The 16,722-nt window shown below is 39.9% G+C and carries 15 protein-coding genes; 7 read left to right on the top strand and 8 right to left on the bottom strand.

What is annotated here, in order from left to right; all coding sequences use genetic code 11:
* Positions 1-62 precede the first annotated feature (62 nt).
* From rplI to WG954_RS09460, 7 genes are all read right to left on the bottom strand, one after another.
* Positions 63-512 carry a 50S ribosomal protein L9 gene (gene rplI / locus WG954_RS09430; protein WP_340435820.1) on the bottom strand — a complete coding sequence of 150 codons (450 nt, stop codon included), beginning with the start codon at positions 510-512 and terminating at the stop codon, positions 63-65.
* Between the two features lie 86 nt (positions 513-598).
* Positions 599-862 carry a 30S ribosomal protein S18 gene (rpsR, locus tag WG954_RS09435; protein ID WP_182804347.1) on the bottom strand — a complete coding sequence of 88 codons (264 nt, stop codon included), beginning with the start codon at positions 860-862 and terminating at the stop codon, positions 599-601.
* Between the two features lie 3 nt (positions 863-865).
* Positions 866-1,219 (bottom strand): 30S ribosomal protein S6, encoded by a 354-nt coding sequence (rpsF, locus tag WG954_RS09440; RefSeq protein ID WP_340435823.1) that lies wholly within the window; start codon positions 1,217-1,219, stop codon positions 866-868.
* 266 nt (positions 1,220-1,485) lie between these two features.
* Positions 1,486-6,093 carry an Ig-like domain-containing protein gene (locus WG954_RS09445; protein ID WP_340435825.1) on the bottom strand — a complete coding sequence of 1,536 codons (4,608 nt, stop codon included), beginning with the start codon at positions 6,091-6,093 and terminating at the stop codon, positions 1,486-1,488.
* Between the two features lie 147 nt (positions 6,094-6,240).
* Positions 6,241-6,924 (bottom strand): class I SAM-dependent methyltransferase, encoded by a 684-nt coding sequence (locus WG954_RS09450; RefSeq protein WP_340435827.1) that lies wholly within the window; start codon positions 6,922-6,924, stop codon positions 6,241-6,243.
* A complete protein-coding gene (gene recJ, locus WG954_RS09455; RefSeq protein WP_340435829.1) occupies positions 6,921-8,624 on the bottom strand; it encodes a single-stranded-DNA-specific exonuclease RecJ in 1,704 nt (567 codons plus the stop codon). The genes WG954_RS09450 and recJ overlap by 4 nt, the downstream gene beginning before the upstream one ends.
* Before the next feature lie 2 nt (positions 8,625-8,626).
* A complete protein-coding gene (locus tag WG954_RS09460) occupies positions 8,627-9,598 on the bottom strand; it encodes a polyprenyl synthetase family protein (protein ID WP_340435831.1) in 972 nt (323 codons plus the stop codon).
* 186 nt (positions 9,599-9,784) lie between these two features.
* On the opposite strand from WG954_RS09460, the gene WG954_RS09465 reads away from it, so the two are divergent.
* The 7 genes from WG954_RS09465 to WG954_RS09495 all read left to right on the top strand — a co-directional run bounded on the left by WG954_RS09465 (position 9,785) and on the right by WG954_RS09495 (position 16,066).
* Complete coding sequence (locus tag WG954_RS09465) at positions 9,785-11,470, top strand: OmpA family protein (RefSeq protein WP_340435833.1); 1,686 nt, start codon at positions 9,785-9,787, stop codon at positions 11,468-11,470.
* A 137-nt stretch (positions 11,471-11,607) separates the two neighbouring features.
* On the top strand, positions 11,608-12,438 hold the full coding sequence (locus WG954_RS09470) for an outer membrane protein assembly factor BamD (protein ID WP_340435835.1): 831 nt from the start codon (positions 11,608-11,610) through the stop codon (positions 12,436-12,438).
* Positions 12,413-12,754 (top strand): DNA-directed RNA polymerase subunit omega, encoded by a 342-nt coding sequence (locus tag WG954_RS09475; RefSeq protein WP_129130186.1) that lies wholly within the window; start codon positions 12,413-12,415, stop codon positions 12,752-12,754. Before WG954_RS09470 ends, WG954_RS09475 begins: the two co-directional genes overlap by 26 nt.
* A gap of 38 nt (positions 12,755-12,792) precedes the next feature.
* Positions 12,793-14,046 (top strand): bifunctional phosphopantothenoylcysteine decarboxylase/phosphopantothenate--cysteine ligase CoaBC, encoded by a 1,254-nt coding sequence (coaBC, locus tag WG954_RS09480; protein WP_340435837.1) that lies wholly within the window; start codon positions 12,793-12,795, stop codon positions 14,044-14,046.
* Positions 14,039-14,959 (top strand): type IX secretion system protein PorD, encoded by a 921-nt coding sequence (gene porD / locus WG954_RS09485; protein WP_340435840.1) that lies wholly within the window; start codon positions 14,039-14,041, stop codon positions 14,957-14,959. The genes coaBC and porD overlap by 8 nt, the downstream gene beginning before the upstream one ends.
* The gene (locus tag WG954_RS09490) at positions 14,956-15,366 is read left to right on the top strand and encodes a DUF4296 domain-containing protein (protein WP_340435842.1); all 411 of its coding nucleotides are present in this window, start codon (positions 14,956-14,958) and stop codon (positions 15,364-15,366) included. The genes porD and WG954_RS09490 overlap by 4 nt, the downstream gene beginning before the upstream one ends.
* Positions 15,353-16,066 (top strand): hypothetical protein, encoded by a 714-nt coding sequence (locus WG954_RS09495; RefSeq protein ID WP_340435843.1) that lies wholly within the window; start codon positions 15,353-15,355, stop codon positions 16,064-16,066. The genes WG954_RS09490 and WG954_RS09495 overlap by 14 nt, the downstream gene beginning before the upstream one ends.
* On the opposite strand, the gene WG954_RS09500 is transcribed toward WG954_RS09495, so the two are convergent.
* Positions 16,063-16,713, bottom strand: coding sequence for a response regulator transcription factor (locus WG954_RS09500; RefSeq protein ID WP_340435845.1), 651 nt, complete (start codon positions 16,711-16,713; stop codon positions 16,063-16,065). The two genes, WG954_RS09495 and WG954_RS09500, sit on opposite strands and share 4 nt — an antisense overlap.
* Between the last annotated feature and the right edge of the window lie 9 nt (positions 16,714-16,722).

Below are 16,722 nucleotides of genomic sequence, written 5' to 3' on the forward strand. Positions count from 1 at the left end.
TGCATGAAAATAAAAAAGTCCTGCTTAAAAAAGCAGGACTCATTATTTCGATCAAAAAGAAATTAAGCTTCAGCTACAACTTCAATTTCAATTTCAGCTTCGTTACCGTTAGCAAAATCAACTTTTGCTTTGTGAGTTCCGAGTTCTTTCACTTCATCCAACAGGTGGATCTTGCGGCGATCGATCTCGTAACCTTTTTGCTCACGGATTGCACGTGCGATCATAACGGTTGTAACGCTACCGAAGATCTTACCACTTGTACCTGTTTTAGCTGTAAGCTTAACAGGAGCTTCAGTAAGTTTTGCAATTACCGACTTGATTTCAGCCAACATTGCATCTTCTTTCTTCTTCTGCACTTTTAAACGCTCAGCTAATTGCTTTACGTTTGAAGGAGAAGCTTCAACAGCGAATTTCTGAGGGATCAAAAAGTTACGAGCGTAACCGTTCTTAACTTTAACTACCTCGTTCTTACCGCCGAGTGTGTTTACATCCTGAATTAAAATAACTTCCATTGTTTTGTTTTTTAGTTTCCGAAACCCAGTTTTTCAACTGTCTTCTCCGCCTTGGCTGAGAGTTAGGGAAAGGTTCACTAATTGTTTTATTTCAAAAGATCAGTTACATAAGGAAGCAATGCCATTTGACGTGCTTTCTTAATTGCATCTGATAATTTACGTTGGTACTTAAGAGAGTTACCAGTTAAACGACGGGGAAGGATCTTACCCTGTTCGTTCAAAAACTTTTTCAGGAACTCAACATCTTTGTAATCGATGTAACGGATACCATACTTTTTGAAGCGGCAATATTTTTTGCGTGGCTTCTCGGTCTTAATCGCCGTCAGGTATTTAATTTCATTCTTTGCCATGACTTATGCCTCCGCTTTTAAGTTACCAGTAGGAACGCCATTCTTCTTTTTGTAGTTGTACTCAACGGCGTATTTGTCGAGTGCAGTGTACATGTGACGGAGCACTTGCTCATCACGGTGGAGTTGTACATTCAGCTTAGCATTGAAATCTGAAGCTGCTTTGTACTCAATTACCCAGTAAATACCGGTTGTTTTTTTCTCGATTGGATAGGCGAGAGATTTTAAACCCCAAGGATTGCTGTTCACCACTTCTCCGCCATTTGCTGCGAGTAGATCGGTGTAGCGTTTTTGTGCTGCCTTGAATTCTTCTTCAGACAGAACCGGGGTAAAAATCACCATCATTTCGTAATTGTTCATTACTGTTTGTGATTTAAAATTAATAATTGGGTTTGCCCATTGGACTCCGACCGTTAAGTCGAAGAATCTGCCAATACAGATTTGGGGCTGCAAAGGTAGGGGAAAGAGGCCGAAAATGGCGCAGTGGAAGCGGATTATTTTAGCCTGAAATCCTTTGCTGGCAAAGATCGGCTGAAAGAATTGGTTTTGAATGTGTTTGCAGGTAATCCCTAATAAAAAAGCGCCCCACCTAAAGCGGGGCGCTTTTTTATTTATCTATTCAAAGATCAGAGTTTCAGGAGTTTGATCACTTTTCGATCAGTTCCCTGGGTTATTTCGGCAAAGTAGATACCGGAATGGAACCCTTCACCGATGGTCAGTTTCTGGGTAGGGCTGATGTTGGTACGTTGTTCCAGCACTCGGCCCTGAATATCGAGCACCCTCAAATTAATGTTCCCGGTCTGTTCAGCTTTAATGACAAGAGTAAACTCAACTGTTGATGGGTTTGGTAATACCTGAATAGAAAGCTTACCAGCTGCTGTGCCCACCAATCTTGTTGAAGTCGTTGGAGTTGTTACCGTGCAACTAGCCAACATGTCACCATGTGCTAAATGATTCACTACATCACTTTGGCTTATGCTGATATTGTGTGATCCGCTGCCTGTTTTGTGGCAGATGGTTACTTTATCAAGTTTCTTTCCGCTTCTGATATCCAAAACATCGATAGCCTTTTTAGCACTTGCCTGGCAACCATTTGCATCCGTTACAGTAACTGTGTAAGTTGTTTCGGTTGTTGGACTTACTATCGCTGTTGATGTGGTTGCTCCACTTGACCAGCTGTAATTATAAGATGGCGTGCCGCCACTTGCATTTGCTGTTAATGTAAGTGATGAAGCAGGTGAATAGCCAATGTAAACTGTGTTTGCCAATGTTCCTGTTGGTAATGCATATCCATCAGGAATAGTAACAGTTGGATTTGTATTGATGATTACTGATGTACTGCATGTTGCTGAATTACCCCAACTATCAGTTGCTGTCCATACAATAACACTTGTGCCGATGTTGAATGTGCCGCTTGCATCATTGCCAGTACCGTTACGTTCAGTTGCGCCGGTAATCGTGTAACTATAAGTGAGTGCATCACCGCAATCATCGGTTGCAACAAAAGCAGGAACAGAATAGCTGTTTGGAGATGCAGCACAGAATTTCACTTCAGCAGCGCAGGTGGTTACTGCAGGCGCTGTTGTGTTGTTGAAACGGTAACGGCTGAATACAGGATAGTGATCTGATGTTGTAGAACCGTAATTGCTAACAAGTGATGTAACATCGGTGAGAATTTTTGCACTTGACGGAAGATAGTTGGTAACCAACTCATTTGAAATGGTTACATGATCGATCACATCGTCATAACTCACCGTTGATTTCTTACCTGCCAGGCTTAATGGCAATGTTACAGGTGTGAAGTTTTCTGTATCGTTGGTGAAGATGGAATATGATGTGATCGTAAATCCATCTGTGATCGATTCATCCAGGTCATCGTTATAATCTCCAAGCATAATGATGTTATCATTTGCATAGTTCTGTTGCAAAGTGTAATGCAATGTATCAGCACCACGTTTTCTCCTGTTGTAAGATGTTGCTGTAGGCGCTGTGTTTGCTTTTGCATGAGCCAATACAAATTTCACAGGCTTAGTTACACAATTGAGCGTAACATCTGCACTCATCATAAATGGAAAACGACCGCTTGCCCAATAGTCGTAAGCAGGATTTGCGACATCTGCTGCTGAGTTAATGCCTGCCGAAAGCAATGCATTTGTTGTTACATTACTCAACACCGATGGTTTGTAAATGAATGCCAGTTTTTGTGCAGTTGCCAATGCTGATGGAGGATTAATACTTGTATTTGTATGTGAACCATAATTGCTGATCACATAAGTATAACCGGGCATCTGATCTACTACCGCTTTTAATCTTTCTTCGCTTACTATTTCTGTAACTGCATACACATCTGCATTAAGATTGCTGAGAATAGTTTTTACATTCTGTTCCTGTTGTGCATCATTGGTTGGGCCATTACCTGTGCTGCCAAACCATTCAATGTTCCAGTTCACTACTTCAAGAGTGGTAACCGGATCAATACTTGTTCCGCCCAGATTAATGGTTTGAGAAATATCGCCGGTTGTAATTGCAATGTTGCCTGCAAAATCCTGGTTGTTTTGCGTGGGCGCAAAACGAACATAAACTGTTTTCGAAAGATTGTTTGCTTCTGCGACAGTATATGAAATAGATGAACTGAAACTACTGCCATCTTTTGACAATGCAAATGCACCTGTTGATGTTAACATTACATCATTCGTCAGATCATTCCCAATAAAGCTGAATGTTTTAGTTGCAGTTGTTCCACTTGCTGCAAATGCGAACTGAACATCAGTAGTACTTACAGTTAAACTTGGTGGCGGTGGCACAGGTGAATTGCCGAGGCTGATATCATCCAATGTCCAACGGGCACCTTCATCTTCATCAGAATAATACACAAAAGCAAAATGCACATTACTTCCTTTGAATGCAGAAAGGTTGATATTTTCTGACAAGGTCCACACGTTTGAAGTTTGTGATGGGAACTTGCCGTTAATATCAGTCCATGTTGCCAAAGAAGGATCGCCATTTACATAGTCAGTTGATACTTTTAATTGTAGTGGTTGACCATTGAATGCAGTGCGACTCCAGAATGAAAGCAATGGATAATTGGTTGCTGTTAAATTGAACGAAGGAGAGATCAGCCAATCAGTATTCAGCACATTTGTACCTCCGGAAAAACCATTGATCTGTACACCGCTTGGGAAAGCAGTTGTGCCTGCCGGAGCATTTGGATCACGACCGAATGTAGTACATGCCCAAACTATACTTCCAACCTGGCTGTATTGTGTAAAGCCATCACTCAAACCTGAAGTACAGTTCTGGAAATTTGCAACATAAATATTGATGCCTGTTGTAAATGCCCAGGTACTGTTGCCGGTGATACCAGCAAAAGGATTGCCTTCAAGATCAGCAATAGCACCTGCAGAAATTTCAAGGTAATATTGCGTGTTCACTTGAAGATTGTTGAGTGTAACGCTTAATGTGCGTGCTGCAAGTATTGCATCGGCAATATTAATTGTACGGACAATACTGTTATCACTTGTTTTCTTCAACACAATCGTTCCGTTTCCTTTCATCACATCTTCATTGAATGTAACAGATGCAGAAAGATTGACAGGCGTATTGGTTGTTCCATTTGCAGGAACCAATGTTGTTACTGTAGGAGGAATAAGATCAACAGGGTTGGCTTCAATGCTGAAATCATCAACTGCTAATCCATCATCAGAACCGCTTGCATTAAAGTCATTCCAGCGAATAAGAAAAACAGCTCCCGCAGGAATAGATAAACCACGAATGGTGTAAACAACCTCTGTTTTATTTTCAATTGCGTTACCATCTTTAGCACCGATTACAGAGCTGATATTGGGCGTGGAAAAATCAAGAGCTGTTGCGTCTGTCCATGTACCGTTAGCAAGACTGGTTGCATTAAGACTATATTGGAAAGACAGTTTGTCTGCTCTTAATGTTGTACCCAACCGCCATTCTTCACCGGTATAACTGATCTTTAATTTTGTAATAACAGTTCCGGAATTGTTCTGAATCTGTGCACCGATAACTGAAATGAGACTTCCTGATTGCACTGTGCCCAATGCTCTGTCGCTACTTCCGCTTGCTCCAAAACTGTAAGTATCACCTGAAGTTGACGAACCTGTACCTGCGCTGTATAATCCATTTGCATTAGTTAATGTCTCTGAAAATAACCAACCTGTGGGGAGAGCTGATGATGTGCCTGTGCTGGCCAAGGAATTAAAATCCTGCGTGTAGCTCGTTACGAGAGAAATATATGGGCTTGCAAGTACATCATTGTCTGTAAGATTAATACTTGCGTTGCCTGTTGCAATAATTGCAGGACTTGTAACAGAATTAATAGTAATATCAATTGTTTCAGTTCCTTCAATAAGAATATCATCAACAGTATTAAGTGTAACAATTGCGGATGTGTTACCTGCTGCAATGGTTACTGATCCGGCTTGCGGATTTGTGTAATCGCTTACAATAGTTGCCGAACCTGTTAACGAATATGTAACGGTAATCCCTCCTGCAGGAGCAGGCGCAGATGAGCTAATCGTAAATGTTCCATTGGTAGCGGGCTCAGCTGCATTTGTTCCGGCAGCTGCCGAAACAGATATTACAGAACCTGAACATGGATTTAGGGTTGAAGCCGTATTTCTCGGAGTGGGGGCTCCTGCAGCAAAATCAGCAGCGTTATTATTGTTATCTGTACAACCGTTTAAAGCTCTTTTCACAGCATTTGTATTGGATGGGGCAGGAGTTGCGCCGGCGCCTTCAAAACAATTTGCTGTTGTACCAAATCCAACAAAGTCAACAACTGTTGGCCCTGTTGGGCAACTTGTTCCGGCAGTAATTAATGTATTTACATTTAGCAATGCTACTTTGCCTGCTGTTCCGCCCATTGCAATTGTACCTGTTACATCGGGAGTTGGTAAAGGGGTCGTGCCTCCAGCGCCTTGTGCCTGCTGAATAAGATAATACTGGCCAGGCGCAATGGTTATGTTTGTAAGATCCGTCTTTGCCCAAGAGGTGCCTGTTGCTGATGCGTATTGTACTGACCAGCCGTTGAGGCTAACGGAATTTGTTCCCCTGTTAAACAATTCAATAAAATCATGCGTGTAAGTTGCACCGGTATTTCCACCGCCACCATACACCTGACTAATTACTACTTGCGAAGAACTGGTTAAGATAAATGCTGTTACAAATAGTAGCGACAGCAACAACCGTAGTTGAAGTTTTCTCATTGCTTTAGTTTACGTTACTTAAAAAATGTGGAAGATTACAGGAAAAGGATCGGATTAATCGGCAGGATTTGGAAGATTAAATGTAAGGCCTATCAATGGCTTCGCACCAAAAATCGGGATGAAATATTTATTAACAATGAAACATCCTCAAACCTTGGGCTTACTTTTCGAAAGAATGATTCCTTCAAGGAAATTGTATTTTTTGATTCGGTATAAAACGTCATAACCGTCCGCAAAAAACAATTCTTCGTGCCTTGGGCTGCAATAAATTACATACAGGTCACGTGGGTATTGCTGTAAAGAATTATTGATTTTTTGGATGATCTTCTTCATTAGCACTTCATCAAACGGATTAAACAAAAACACTGTGCTTACGTCTTTACTGATTTCCAGCGTTGTAATGTCGCTCCATGATAATTCATATTGAATGGATGGGAAACGTTCTTTTGTAAGAGAAAGATTTTGTTCTGCCTGTTCGATCAATTGTTTTGCAAAATCAATTCCATATAATTTTGTAAATCCATAAGCAGCAGCCACACATAATGCTCTTCCTTTGCCGCAACCAATATCTAAAAATATTCCTCTCTTTGCGTTCGCTGGAAGATGTTCAAGCACATGTTCAATGGTGAAATAATTCACCGGCATGTATTCAGTAGCATGTGATAATTGATTTCCTTTTATTTGAAATTCTGCAAGATCGTTAGCTGAAGTACTGTTGATGCCATATTTTTTCTCACCTCTTAGTTCTTGTTTTAAGGTAAAGAAACCTAGCCTGATGCCCCAGTTTGAAGCGATGTATAAGAAGTAGTTTATGTGTTGCAGTAGTTTCAATCAGTAGATGGTCTGATGTCAATGACTTTTAATTGCAGGCTTACAGTTCCGTTCCAATCGTTTTCATCAATGGTATAAACGACGTCGAAAGCGCCTTGTTGTAGAACAGGAAATAAATGAGCTGCACGAAAGAAGATACCTGTTAAAACAGTATCATTTTGTTTTACAACTAAACGCAGATGCTGATCTTTTACAATTTTGCTGTAACCGTTATCACGCACTTTTTTGGAAACAAAAACAGGTCGCATATTTTCCGGTCCGAAGGGTTCCATTTGTTTGATGATGTTATAAAGTCCGGGTTTAATATCTGCCAGTTGCAACTCTTCATCAATAATAATTTCGGGAATAAGCTGCTCATCTTTAATAGTGCGGCTTACTTCTTTTTCAAACGCAGCTGTAAACGCATCGATATTCTCAGGCATTAAAGTAAGACCTGCTGCCGCAAAGTGGCCGCCATATCCAAGAAGATGTTCACGGCAGGCATGAATAGCTTCATATAAATTAAATCCATTTACACTTCTTGCACTGCCGGCAGCATAATCGCCACTTTGTGTGAGTACAATTGTTGGACGATAGTAATGTTCTGTTAATCGTGAAGCGACAATGCCTACGACGCCTTTGTGCCAATGTGATTGATACAGTACAGTTGATTTTCTTGTTTTCAGTTGTTCGTTACCGTTAATGATCGCAAGAGCTTCTTCTGTGATGGACATATCTGCTTCTTTACGTTCATCATTATCCGCATGCAACATTTCTGCGAAGCTTAATGCTTCTTCATAGGTTGAAGCAATGAACATCTGTACAGCTTTACGTGCATCATCCATTCGTCCGGCAGCGTTCACTCTTGGTGCAATCAAAAAAACTAAGTTGGTGATATGCATGGTAGTCTTTACATCGCTTAAAAACATTAATGCTTTTATACCGTTTGATGGTTGTTCATTCACCCGTTTCAATCCATGCAAAGCAAGGATTCTGTTTTCTCCCGTCATCGGAACGATGTCTGCTGCAATAGCTGTTGCAACAAGATCAAGATAGCGATGCACGTGTTCATCCTCAAGGTTCAGCGTTTGTGCAAGTGCTGTAATGAGTTTAAATCCCACACCACAACCACATAGTTCTTTGTATGGGTAATAGCAGTCTTTTTGTTTAGGATTGAGAATAGCAACCGCAATCGGCACTTCAGCGTCGGGTAAGTGGTGATCGCAAACGATAAAATCAATGCCTAACTCTTTTGCATAAGCGATTAGTTCAATTGATTTAATCCCACAGTCGAGGGAGATGATGAGATTAAACCCGTTTGCCTTTGCAAAATCAATTCCTTGTTTTGATACACCATACCCTTCACGATAACGATGGGGAATATAAAAATCTAAACGTGCAGGATCGTAAACAGAACAAAGAAATTGATACATGCAGGCAACACTTGTTGTACCATCAACATCATAATCGCCGAATACAAGAATTTTTTCGTTTTTGTTAAATGCATGCAATAGTCTGTCAACTGCTTTCTGCATGTCTTTCATTAACCATGGATCATGCAGATCGCTCAATTGCGGGCGGAAGTATTGTTTTGCTTTTTCAAATGTATCAAATCCTCTTTGCACAAGAATGCTGCAGAGTACAGGATGGATCTTGAGCTCATGTGCAAGTGCATCAATCCGTTGAGTGTCTTTTTTTAAAAAGGTCCATCGTTTCTGCATGCTTAATATTTTCTATCGGTGGTATATCTTACCAATGCTTCAAGTCCGTCTCTTATTTCATTTTGTGGAAATTGGTGAAGAATGGTGATCGCCTCATCACGATAACGGTTCATGGTATCAGCAGCATAAGTAATTCCCCCAGCTTTAATTACTTCATCAATGATATATTGTACATTTTTTTTCTGCCTGTTCTCGTTTTTGAGAAGATAGATCAATTCTTTTTTCTTGGCAGCATCTGCATTATTCAACGTATAAATGAGTGGCAGTGTCAGTTTTTTTTCTTTAATATCGTTCCCTGTTGGTTTGCCAATAGAAGCGCTGCCATAATCAAAAAGATCATCTTTGATCTGGAAAGCTATTCCTGCTTTTTCTCCAAACAATTTCATCTGTTCTGTTTTTTCAACATCCATTGTCGTGGACCAGGTACCTGCAGCACATGCAGATGATAATAGGGAAGCTGTTTTATTTTTGATGATCTCGAAGTAAACTTCTTCACTCAGGTTGAGTTTTCTTGTCTTTTCTATTTGCAGCAGTTCTCCTTCGCTCATTTTCTCAACTGCCTCAGATAATATCTTTAAAGTGGTGAAATCGTCATTTTTCAGCGAAAGTAACAAGCCCTTCGACAACAAATAATCGCCAACTAACACAGCGATCTTGTTTTTCCACAACGCATTAATGGAGAAAAAGCCCCTTCTCTCCATCGATTCATCCACCACATCGTCATGAACAAGCGTAGCCGTATGAAGTAGTTCAACCAAAGCCGCAGCACGGTGAGTACTTTCGGTAATAGGACCAAACAATTTTGCACTCAGGAACACAAACATGGGCCTTACCTGCTTTCCTTTTCGCTTGATGATATATTGCATAATCCGATCGAGCAGGGACACCCTACTTTTAACAGCCTGGCGGAATTTTTCTTCAAAAGCCAGTAATTCGTCTTTAACCAATAATTGAATGGAGGAGGAAGCGCTCATGGGTTGGCAAATTACATTAATTGAAGATCTTTCCTATAATTTGGATAGAATGCAGCTATATTTGTGCGAAATAGGTCTTATATGACTATCTGATTGTAAATAAATTGCAAAAAATTTGCTTTTTAAACTGTGATCTCTATTTTTGCATTAATCATCAGGAATTTTCGAAACTTAATTACAACAACTATGGCAAGCAAAAAGTACACCCTTCTTATAGGGGCCCTATGTTTTATTTTAACAAATCTTACCGCTCAGAGCTACGATTGGAAAGACTCCTCTCTGATTCCTAAAAAGTCTCAAGCTCAACACAACGAATTTTTACAAAACCAACAACCTTTTCCGGCAAAACCACGTAACCAGTGGGAAATTGGCTTAAGCGTTGGTAATGTTTTGGTAGCTGGTGACGTTACACCTGTTATTCCTCAAATCGGGTGGGGTGCCCATGTACGTAAAGCCTTCGGTTATATTTTTTCTGCAAGATTGCAATATGCAGGCGGTATCGCAAAAGGATTAAACTGGACTCCTGCATTTAATTACGGAAAAAATCCTGCTTGGAAATCTAACTATGCAGCACCGGTCAATATGCGGTATCCAGGCATTCCTGCAGGTGGGCAAAGCGGTCAATTGTATCAATTTTCTTCAAAGGACTTGAGCACTACTGGTGCATATGTACCGATTACTGATGCACTTATGGATCCCGTATATTATAATTTCAGAACAATTTCGCACCAATTGTCTTTGCAGGGTATCATTACTTTAAACAATATTCGTTTCCATAAATCAAAAACCAGCTTTATTATCTATGGTCTGGGTGGTATTGGTGGTATGGTTTACGAAACCAAAGTGGATGCCCTTAATGCAAATGATGGAACTTATGCTGCAGACTTTAGGTCTATTTATGCAAAATACGAGGTTGCAAATAAGAACAAGCGTGATATTCGTCGTGACTTGAAAGCGGCCATGGATAAAAAATATGAAAGTACGGCTGATGGTCACCAACTGCGTCGTCCTAAGTTATTTGATATGACTTTCCGCCCAATGGTACAGGTTGGTGCTGGTGTTGCATTCAAAGTGGGTAAGCGTTTCAGCATTGGTATTGAAGAAGTATTAACTGTTGTTAAAGACGATCTTCTTGATGGACAACGTTGGCAGGAGCATTCAATGGGCGATGCTTCTTTAACTCGTGATTTTGATAATTGGCATTATACAAACATTAATTTCAACTATAGCCTTGGTGCTAAATCTGTTGAGCCTCTCTGGTGGTTAAATCCATTGGATTATGCTTACAACGAGTTAAATGCTCCCCGTCACATGAAGCTTCCAAAACCAGTTTTGGATGATGCTGATGGTGATGGTGTAACTGATCAGTTCGATAACGAACCTAATACGCCAGCTGGTTGCCCGGTTGATACACATGGTGTTGCTCGTGATACTGATGGTGATGGTGTTCCGGATTGTAAGGATAAGGAATTGATCACTCCAACTCAGTGCCAGCCAGTAGATGCTGACGGTGTTGGTAAGTGTCCAGATCCTGAGTGCTGTAAGAACTTAGCTGCTGCTCCTCCAGCTTGTAACTTGGTTGATCTTCCAAGCATTAATTTCGGTGGCAACTCCAGCTCATTAAGTGCAGAAGGTAAAGCACTGGTTGGTAGCGTAGCTACTTCACTCCGTGGCAACCCAGAATGTAAATTGATCGTTTGCGGTAGCGCTGCTAAGAGCAAATCAGGTCAGGCATTAGGTCAGAAGCGTGTTGACGCTATCGTTAAATACCTGGTAGAAGTACAAGGTATCAGCGCTGATCGTGTGGTTGCTCAGTACGACTGTCATGAAGGCGATCCTTCAGTAGTTGAGCTCCGTGCAGAAAAGAAATAAGTTAATATAGACTAATTGCTTATAAAGCCCTCCGGTCATCCGGGGGGCTTTTCTTTAGGAAAAGATTAACCGGTGTTTTCCTGTTCAGAAAAAGGATAGCCCTAATTTGCCCGAAAATCTTAACTTTGCTGGCTTTTATGAATTTGATTATCCGTCTAGTATTTTTCGTGGTTGTTATCGGTTCACTCGCAGGGTGTAATAAAAAGACTATTACAAATATCCTCAAGAGTAAAGACGTTGAGTATAAACTTGGTATGGCAGAGCAATACTATGCCAACAAGAAATACAGTAAGGCACAGATTCTTTACGAAGATCTGTTCCCCTTATTAAGGAACGATCCACGCTTTGAAGATCTTTATTATAAGTACGCTTACTGTGGCTTCTATCAGAAGGATTACCTGAGTGCAGAAAATCTTTTTAAAGGGTTCCTGGAAGTATTTCCCAAAAGCCAAAAAGCTGCTGAGGTTGATTATATGAGAGCGTATTGTTATTATAAACAATCGCCCGGTGTAGATCTGGATCAAACAACGACCCAGAAAGCAATAGGTTCAATGCAGGCTCATCTTAATAACTATCCTGAGTCTTCAAAAGCCGAAGATGCCAAGAAAATTATTGACGAATGTTATGCAAAGCTTGAAGAGAAGGAATATAAAAGCGCCGAACTTTATTATAACGTAGGTTCACATAGAGCAGCAGCAATTACCTTCACAAACTTACTGAATAGCTATCCTGAGTCGAAAAGAGCAGACGAGTATAAGCTGATGATCATAAAATCTTATTATCAGTACGCTCAAATGAGTATTGAGGAAAAGCAGAAGGAACGTTTTCAAAAGGTGGTAGAAGAGTACTATGATTTTGTTGATCGTTTCCCTGAGAGCAAGCTTTTAAAAGACGCAGAAAAATATTTTAATCTTTCTTCAAATAATTTAAAACCAAATAAAAATGAGCAGACTGATACGAAAAGTTAGCGCCAACACCAGCAATGTTGTTGAAACAAAAAATGTGGCTGACTTGAAGGCGAAAACAGGTAATTTATATGAATCAATTGCTGTGATTGCTAAACGTGCCAACCAGATCAATATTTCCTTAAAGGAAGAATTGCATAATAAACTGGAAGAGTTTGCAAGTCATACCGATAGTCTTGAAGAAATTCACGAGAATAAAGAACAGATTGAAATCTCAAAGGCTTACGAAAGAATGCCGAACCCTGCTTTGCTTGCAACACAGGAATTTGTAGATGATAAAGTATATCATCGCAGAGCTGAGAATGATCTGTTCTCTTAATTCATACTTGAATAAATGATTTAAATGGCGGTCAATGCATGACCGCCATTCCTGTTTTTTTATTGAATATTTTACTCTATTTTCATTTTCAGATGAAGCTACAGGGAAAGAAAATTGTTTTAGGAATTACGGGCAGTATTGCTGCCTATAAATCCATTTTGCTGGTGCGTTTGCTGGTTAAGGAAGGTGCTGAAGTAAAAGTAATACTCACTCCTTCTGCAAAAGATTTTGTATCGCCACTTGTGCTATCAACACTATCAAAGAACAATGTACTTGTCGATCTGTTTGACGAGAACAGTTGGGCTAACCATGTTGAACTTGGACGCTGGGCCGATCTGATGTTAATTGCTCCATTAAGCTGCAACACGTTGGCTAAAATGGCAAATGGAATGTGCGATAATCTTTTACTGGCGGTTTATCTTTCAGCAACATGTCAGGTGATGATTGCCCCGGCTATGGACGAAGACATGTGGAAACACCCGGCAACAAAAAGGAATATCAGCACACTTCAGTCTTATGGCAATCATCTCATCCCTGTTGAAGCTGGGGAGCTTGCAAGCGGGCTTGTTGGCGAGGGGCGAATGGCCGAGCCTGAAAGTATCATGCACACAGTAGAAGGTTTTTTTTTGACCGGCTCTGAATTTAAAGACCATAAAGTTTTGGTAACAGCTGGCCCAACTTACGAAGCAATTGATCCGGTAAGATTTATTGGCAATCATTCAAGTGGGAAAATGGGTATTGCAATAGCAGAAGAACTGGCAATGCGTGGTGCAAATGTGGTTTTGGTCTTGGGGCCATCATCTCAACAAATAACAAGTACTTCTATCAACCTAATACGGGTAAATAATGCGGAAGAGATGTATCAAAAAAGTATAGAGCATTTCCCCGATTCTCAGCTGGCAATCATGTCTGCGGCAGTTGCTGATTATACTCCTGTACAAATTGCAGCTGAAAAGATAAAGAAGAACGAGGGCAACATGCAGATTGAATTGAAAAAGACAAAGGACATACTTGCATCTTTGGGCGATATGAAAAAGCCTGATCAGTATTTGGTGGGCTTTGCTCTTGAAACAACTAATGAAAAGGAATATGCTATAGGAAAGCTAAGCTCAAAGAATGCAGATATGATCGTGCTGAACTCACTGAACGACGCAGGTGCCGGGTTTGGTGGTGATACAAATAAAATCACCATATTCGACAAGAACCAAAAGGAATATTCGTTTACTGTAAAGACAAAGAAAGAAGTTGCAAAGGATATTGTGGACACCATAAAAAAAATGATGCATGCATAAAAGCTTATTCCTTTTTCTATTTTGCTTTTTATCATGGTTCAGTAATGCGCAGGAGCTGAATGCAAGAGTTCGTGTGGTAGATAATCAAATCCCTACAACGATCGACAGAAAGATATTTCGTACGCTTGAAGCGTCTCTCACAACATTTTTAAACAACCGTCGATGGTCTGCAGATAATTTCAAACAGAATGAAAAGATCAATTGCCAGATACTCATTAATCTTGAGGGGATGGGGGAGCCAAATGTTTTTTCGGCAAGTATAACCATCCAGGCTGCACGTCCGGTTTATTCAAGTTCATATGTATCTCCTATCATTAACTTTAAAGATCCCAACTTCGATTTTAAATACATAGAGTCGCAACCGATGGAGTTTAATGAAAATCGTATATCAGGCTCTGATCCATTGGTTTCAAATCTAACAGCTGTTATGGCTTATTATGCTTACATCATTGTTGGATTTGATTATGAATCGTTCTCATTGCGTGGTGGTAATCCTTATTTTCAAAAAGCACTTAACATTGTAAACAATGCTCCTGATGCCAGTAAGATTTCAGGATGGAAATCGTTTGAAAATAATAATCGAAACAGGTATTGGCTTACTGAAAACCTGATCAATAACCGTTATACTGTAATCCATGATGTGTATTACAATTACTACAGAAAGGGCATGGATTATTTATACGAAAACGAAGCAGGCGCAAGAACAGAAGTGATGAACTCGTTGGTATATCTAGATAACCTGAACAGGGAAACGCCAAACTTAATGATCGTGCAATTTTTTATGCTAGGGAAGGCTGATGAATTGATCAATCTTTTTAAAAAAGCACCCCCGCAGGAGAAAACAAAAGTGGTTGATATATTAAGCCGATTAGATGTTACCAATTCGAATAAATATAAACAGGAACTTCGATGAGAGAAATACTGTTACTTCTTTGTTTATTTGGTATCGTAGCCTGTTCTGAAACCAAAAAGCCGCCAGCAAATATTCTTGGTCCGGAGAAATTTCAAAAGATACTAACTGATGTAATACTGGCAGATGCATTGTCTACTGAAAGGTCATTTAAAGACACATCATTGAAAATTAAAGATGCAAATGCTTCATACTTCTTAAAAATATTCGAGATTCACGGAGTTACGAAGAATGAATTTATGCGGAGCTATAATTTTTATCTGAGTCGCCCTGATCTTCTTCGGGTTATTTCCGATTCCGTTTCCGCAGTACTTAACAGAGAAAATCTTAAATTAACGACCGATACCGTTAAACCTAAGCCGAATGGTAATAACAGCCCGAAAATTAGAATCAGAGATGGGAATAAATAGTGAGATTGCTCACTATTTTGCCAACGAACGAAAAGTACCAGCTGATAATGCTTACTGGAAAAACAAACGTATCTATATTTCATTTGGTTTTGGCTTTCAGGCAATCCCGTTCATGTTTGATCTTGTACATAAATGCGGCGTTTCAACCGATGTTTTGCTGCAAGACGATCATGTAACATTAATGGAGCAAGGTTTCGATAAAGTGGGCCGTTACGAAAGCAATGAAATTTCATTTTCAGAATTTCTTACAGAGTGTAAAGTTTTGTTGCACGGGAAAGTAAAGCAGCAACATCTTGCGGCAGATCTCTTTTCTTTATTTTCAGGAAAGGAAACTTCTTATTTTGAATTTGAGACCAAGCATAAAGCACTTGCAAGGTCAGACAGTTTTCTTTTTACATTGGTTGATCTTGATGTTTCTGATGAATGGGTAAGGTCGTTTTTGCCAATCTGGTATTCTTTAGCAAGGCCCGTTTTACTACTCGATGATTTCAAGGATCTCGAAGATGATCGAAAAAATGGCGATGAGAATATGATCATTGAGCTTGGAGACAACGGCGAGGCGGTAAAAAAAGCTTACGACTTCGGTATAAAAGATTTAGAAATACTTAGTAAAGTGAACCCTAAACTGTCGAAGTATATTGAAGAGTTTTTTCAGAAATCACTTTTGCAGGAACATATACGGTCAATGCTCGTCGCTTAATCAATCAGTGAATTTTTCATTGCAAAGAAAACAAGCCCAACAGAATTCTTCACTCCAAAGCGTTCCATTAAACGGTCTTTAATTGCTTCAACCGTTCTTGCGCTGATCTCCATTTCTTTGGCTATTTCCTGTGCTGTATATTCCATACATAACAGGCGGATAACCTGTTTTTCTTTATCCGAAATCTGAATTTCGCTATTAAGTGTTGGAATGGATTTAACCTTGTTATGAGATTTTTTGAGAAGGATCCTGTTCACAAAGTTATTAAGGTAATATCCTTTGGTAAATACTTCAAGAATAGCCTTTTTTATTTCGGAAGGATCAGAACTTTTTAAGAGATATCCATTTGCACCATTTTCCATAAGATGAGTTACAAAACGCTCATCTTCATACATGGTTAGAACCAAGACATGGATGTTGGGATAAAGCTTATTAACAGCCTTGGTTGTTTCAATACCATCTTTCCCTGGCATACGTAAATCCATTAGAATTACATCTGGCTGAGCTTCCGCCAAACCAGCTAAGAGTTCTTCGCCATTTTCAGCCTCAAGGACGAATCTGATATTTGTGTACGATCTTAAAGAAAGGATTACTCCTTTTCGAAAAATCTGGTGGTCGTCTGCTATTGCAACTTTAATTTGGTTCATAAGATCAAG

The organism is Lacibacter sp. H375 (genome assembly GCF_037892425.1).
Classification (GTDB): Bacteria; Bacteroidota; Bacteroidia; order Chitinophagales; family Chitinophagaceae; genus Lacibacter.

Coding starts and splice junctions, on each gene's coding strand:
- rplI (WP_340435820.1), bottom strand. CDS start 512: ATGGAAGTTATTTTAATTCAGGATGTAAACACACTCGGCGGTAAGAAC.
- rpsR (WP_182804347.1), bottom strand. CDS start 862: ATGGCAAAGAATGAAATTAAATACCTGACGGCGATTAAGACCGAGAAG.
- rpsF (WP_340435823.1), bottom strand. CDS start 1,219: ATGAACAATTACGAAATGATGGTGATTTTTACCCCGGTTCTGTCTGAA.
- WG954_RS09445 (WP_340435825.1), bottom strand. CDS start 6,093: ATGAGAAAACTTCAACTACGGTTGTTGCTGTCGCTACTATTTGTAACA.
- recJ (WP_340435829.1), bottom strand. CDS start 8,624: ATGCAGAAACGATGGACCTTTTTAAAAAAAGACACTCAACGGATTGAT.
- WG954_RS09460 (WP_340435831.1), bottom strand. CDS start 9,598: ATGAGCGCTTCCTCCTCCATTCAATTATTGGTTAAAGACGAATTACTG.
- WG954_RS09465 (WP_340435833.1), top strand. CDS start 9,785: ATGGCAAGCAAAAAGTACACCCTTCTTATAGGGGCCCTATGTTTTATT.
- WG954_RS09470 (WP_340435835.1), top strand. CDS start 11,608: ATGAATTTGATTATCCGTCTAGTATTTTTCGTGGTTGTTATCGGTTCA.
- WG954_RS09475 (WP_129130186.1), top strand. CDS start 12,413: ATGAGCAGACTGATACGAAAAGTTAGCGCCAACACCAGCAATGTTGTT.
- coaBC (WP_340435837.1), top strand. CDS start 12,793: ATGACCGCCATTCCTGTTTTTTTATTGAATATTTTACTCTATTTTCAT.
- porD (WP_340435840.1), top strand. CDS start 14,039: ATGCATAAAAGCTTATTCCTTTTTCTATTTTGCTTTTTATCATGGTTC.
- WG954_RS09490 (WP_340435842.1), top strand. CDS start 14,956: ATGAGAGAAATACTGTTACTTCTTTGTTTATTTGGTATCGTAGCCTGT.
- WG954_RS09495 (WP_340435843.1), top strand. CDS start 15,353: ATGGGAATAAATAGTGAGATTGCTCACTATTTTGCCAACGAACGAAAA.
- WG954_RS09500 (WP_340435845.1), bottom strand. CDS start 16,713: ATGAACCAAATTAAAGTTGCAATAGCAGACGACCACCAGATTTTTCGA.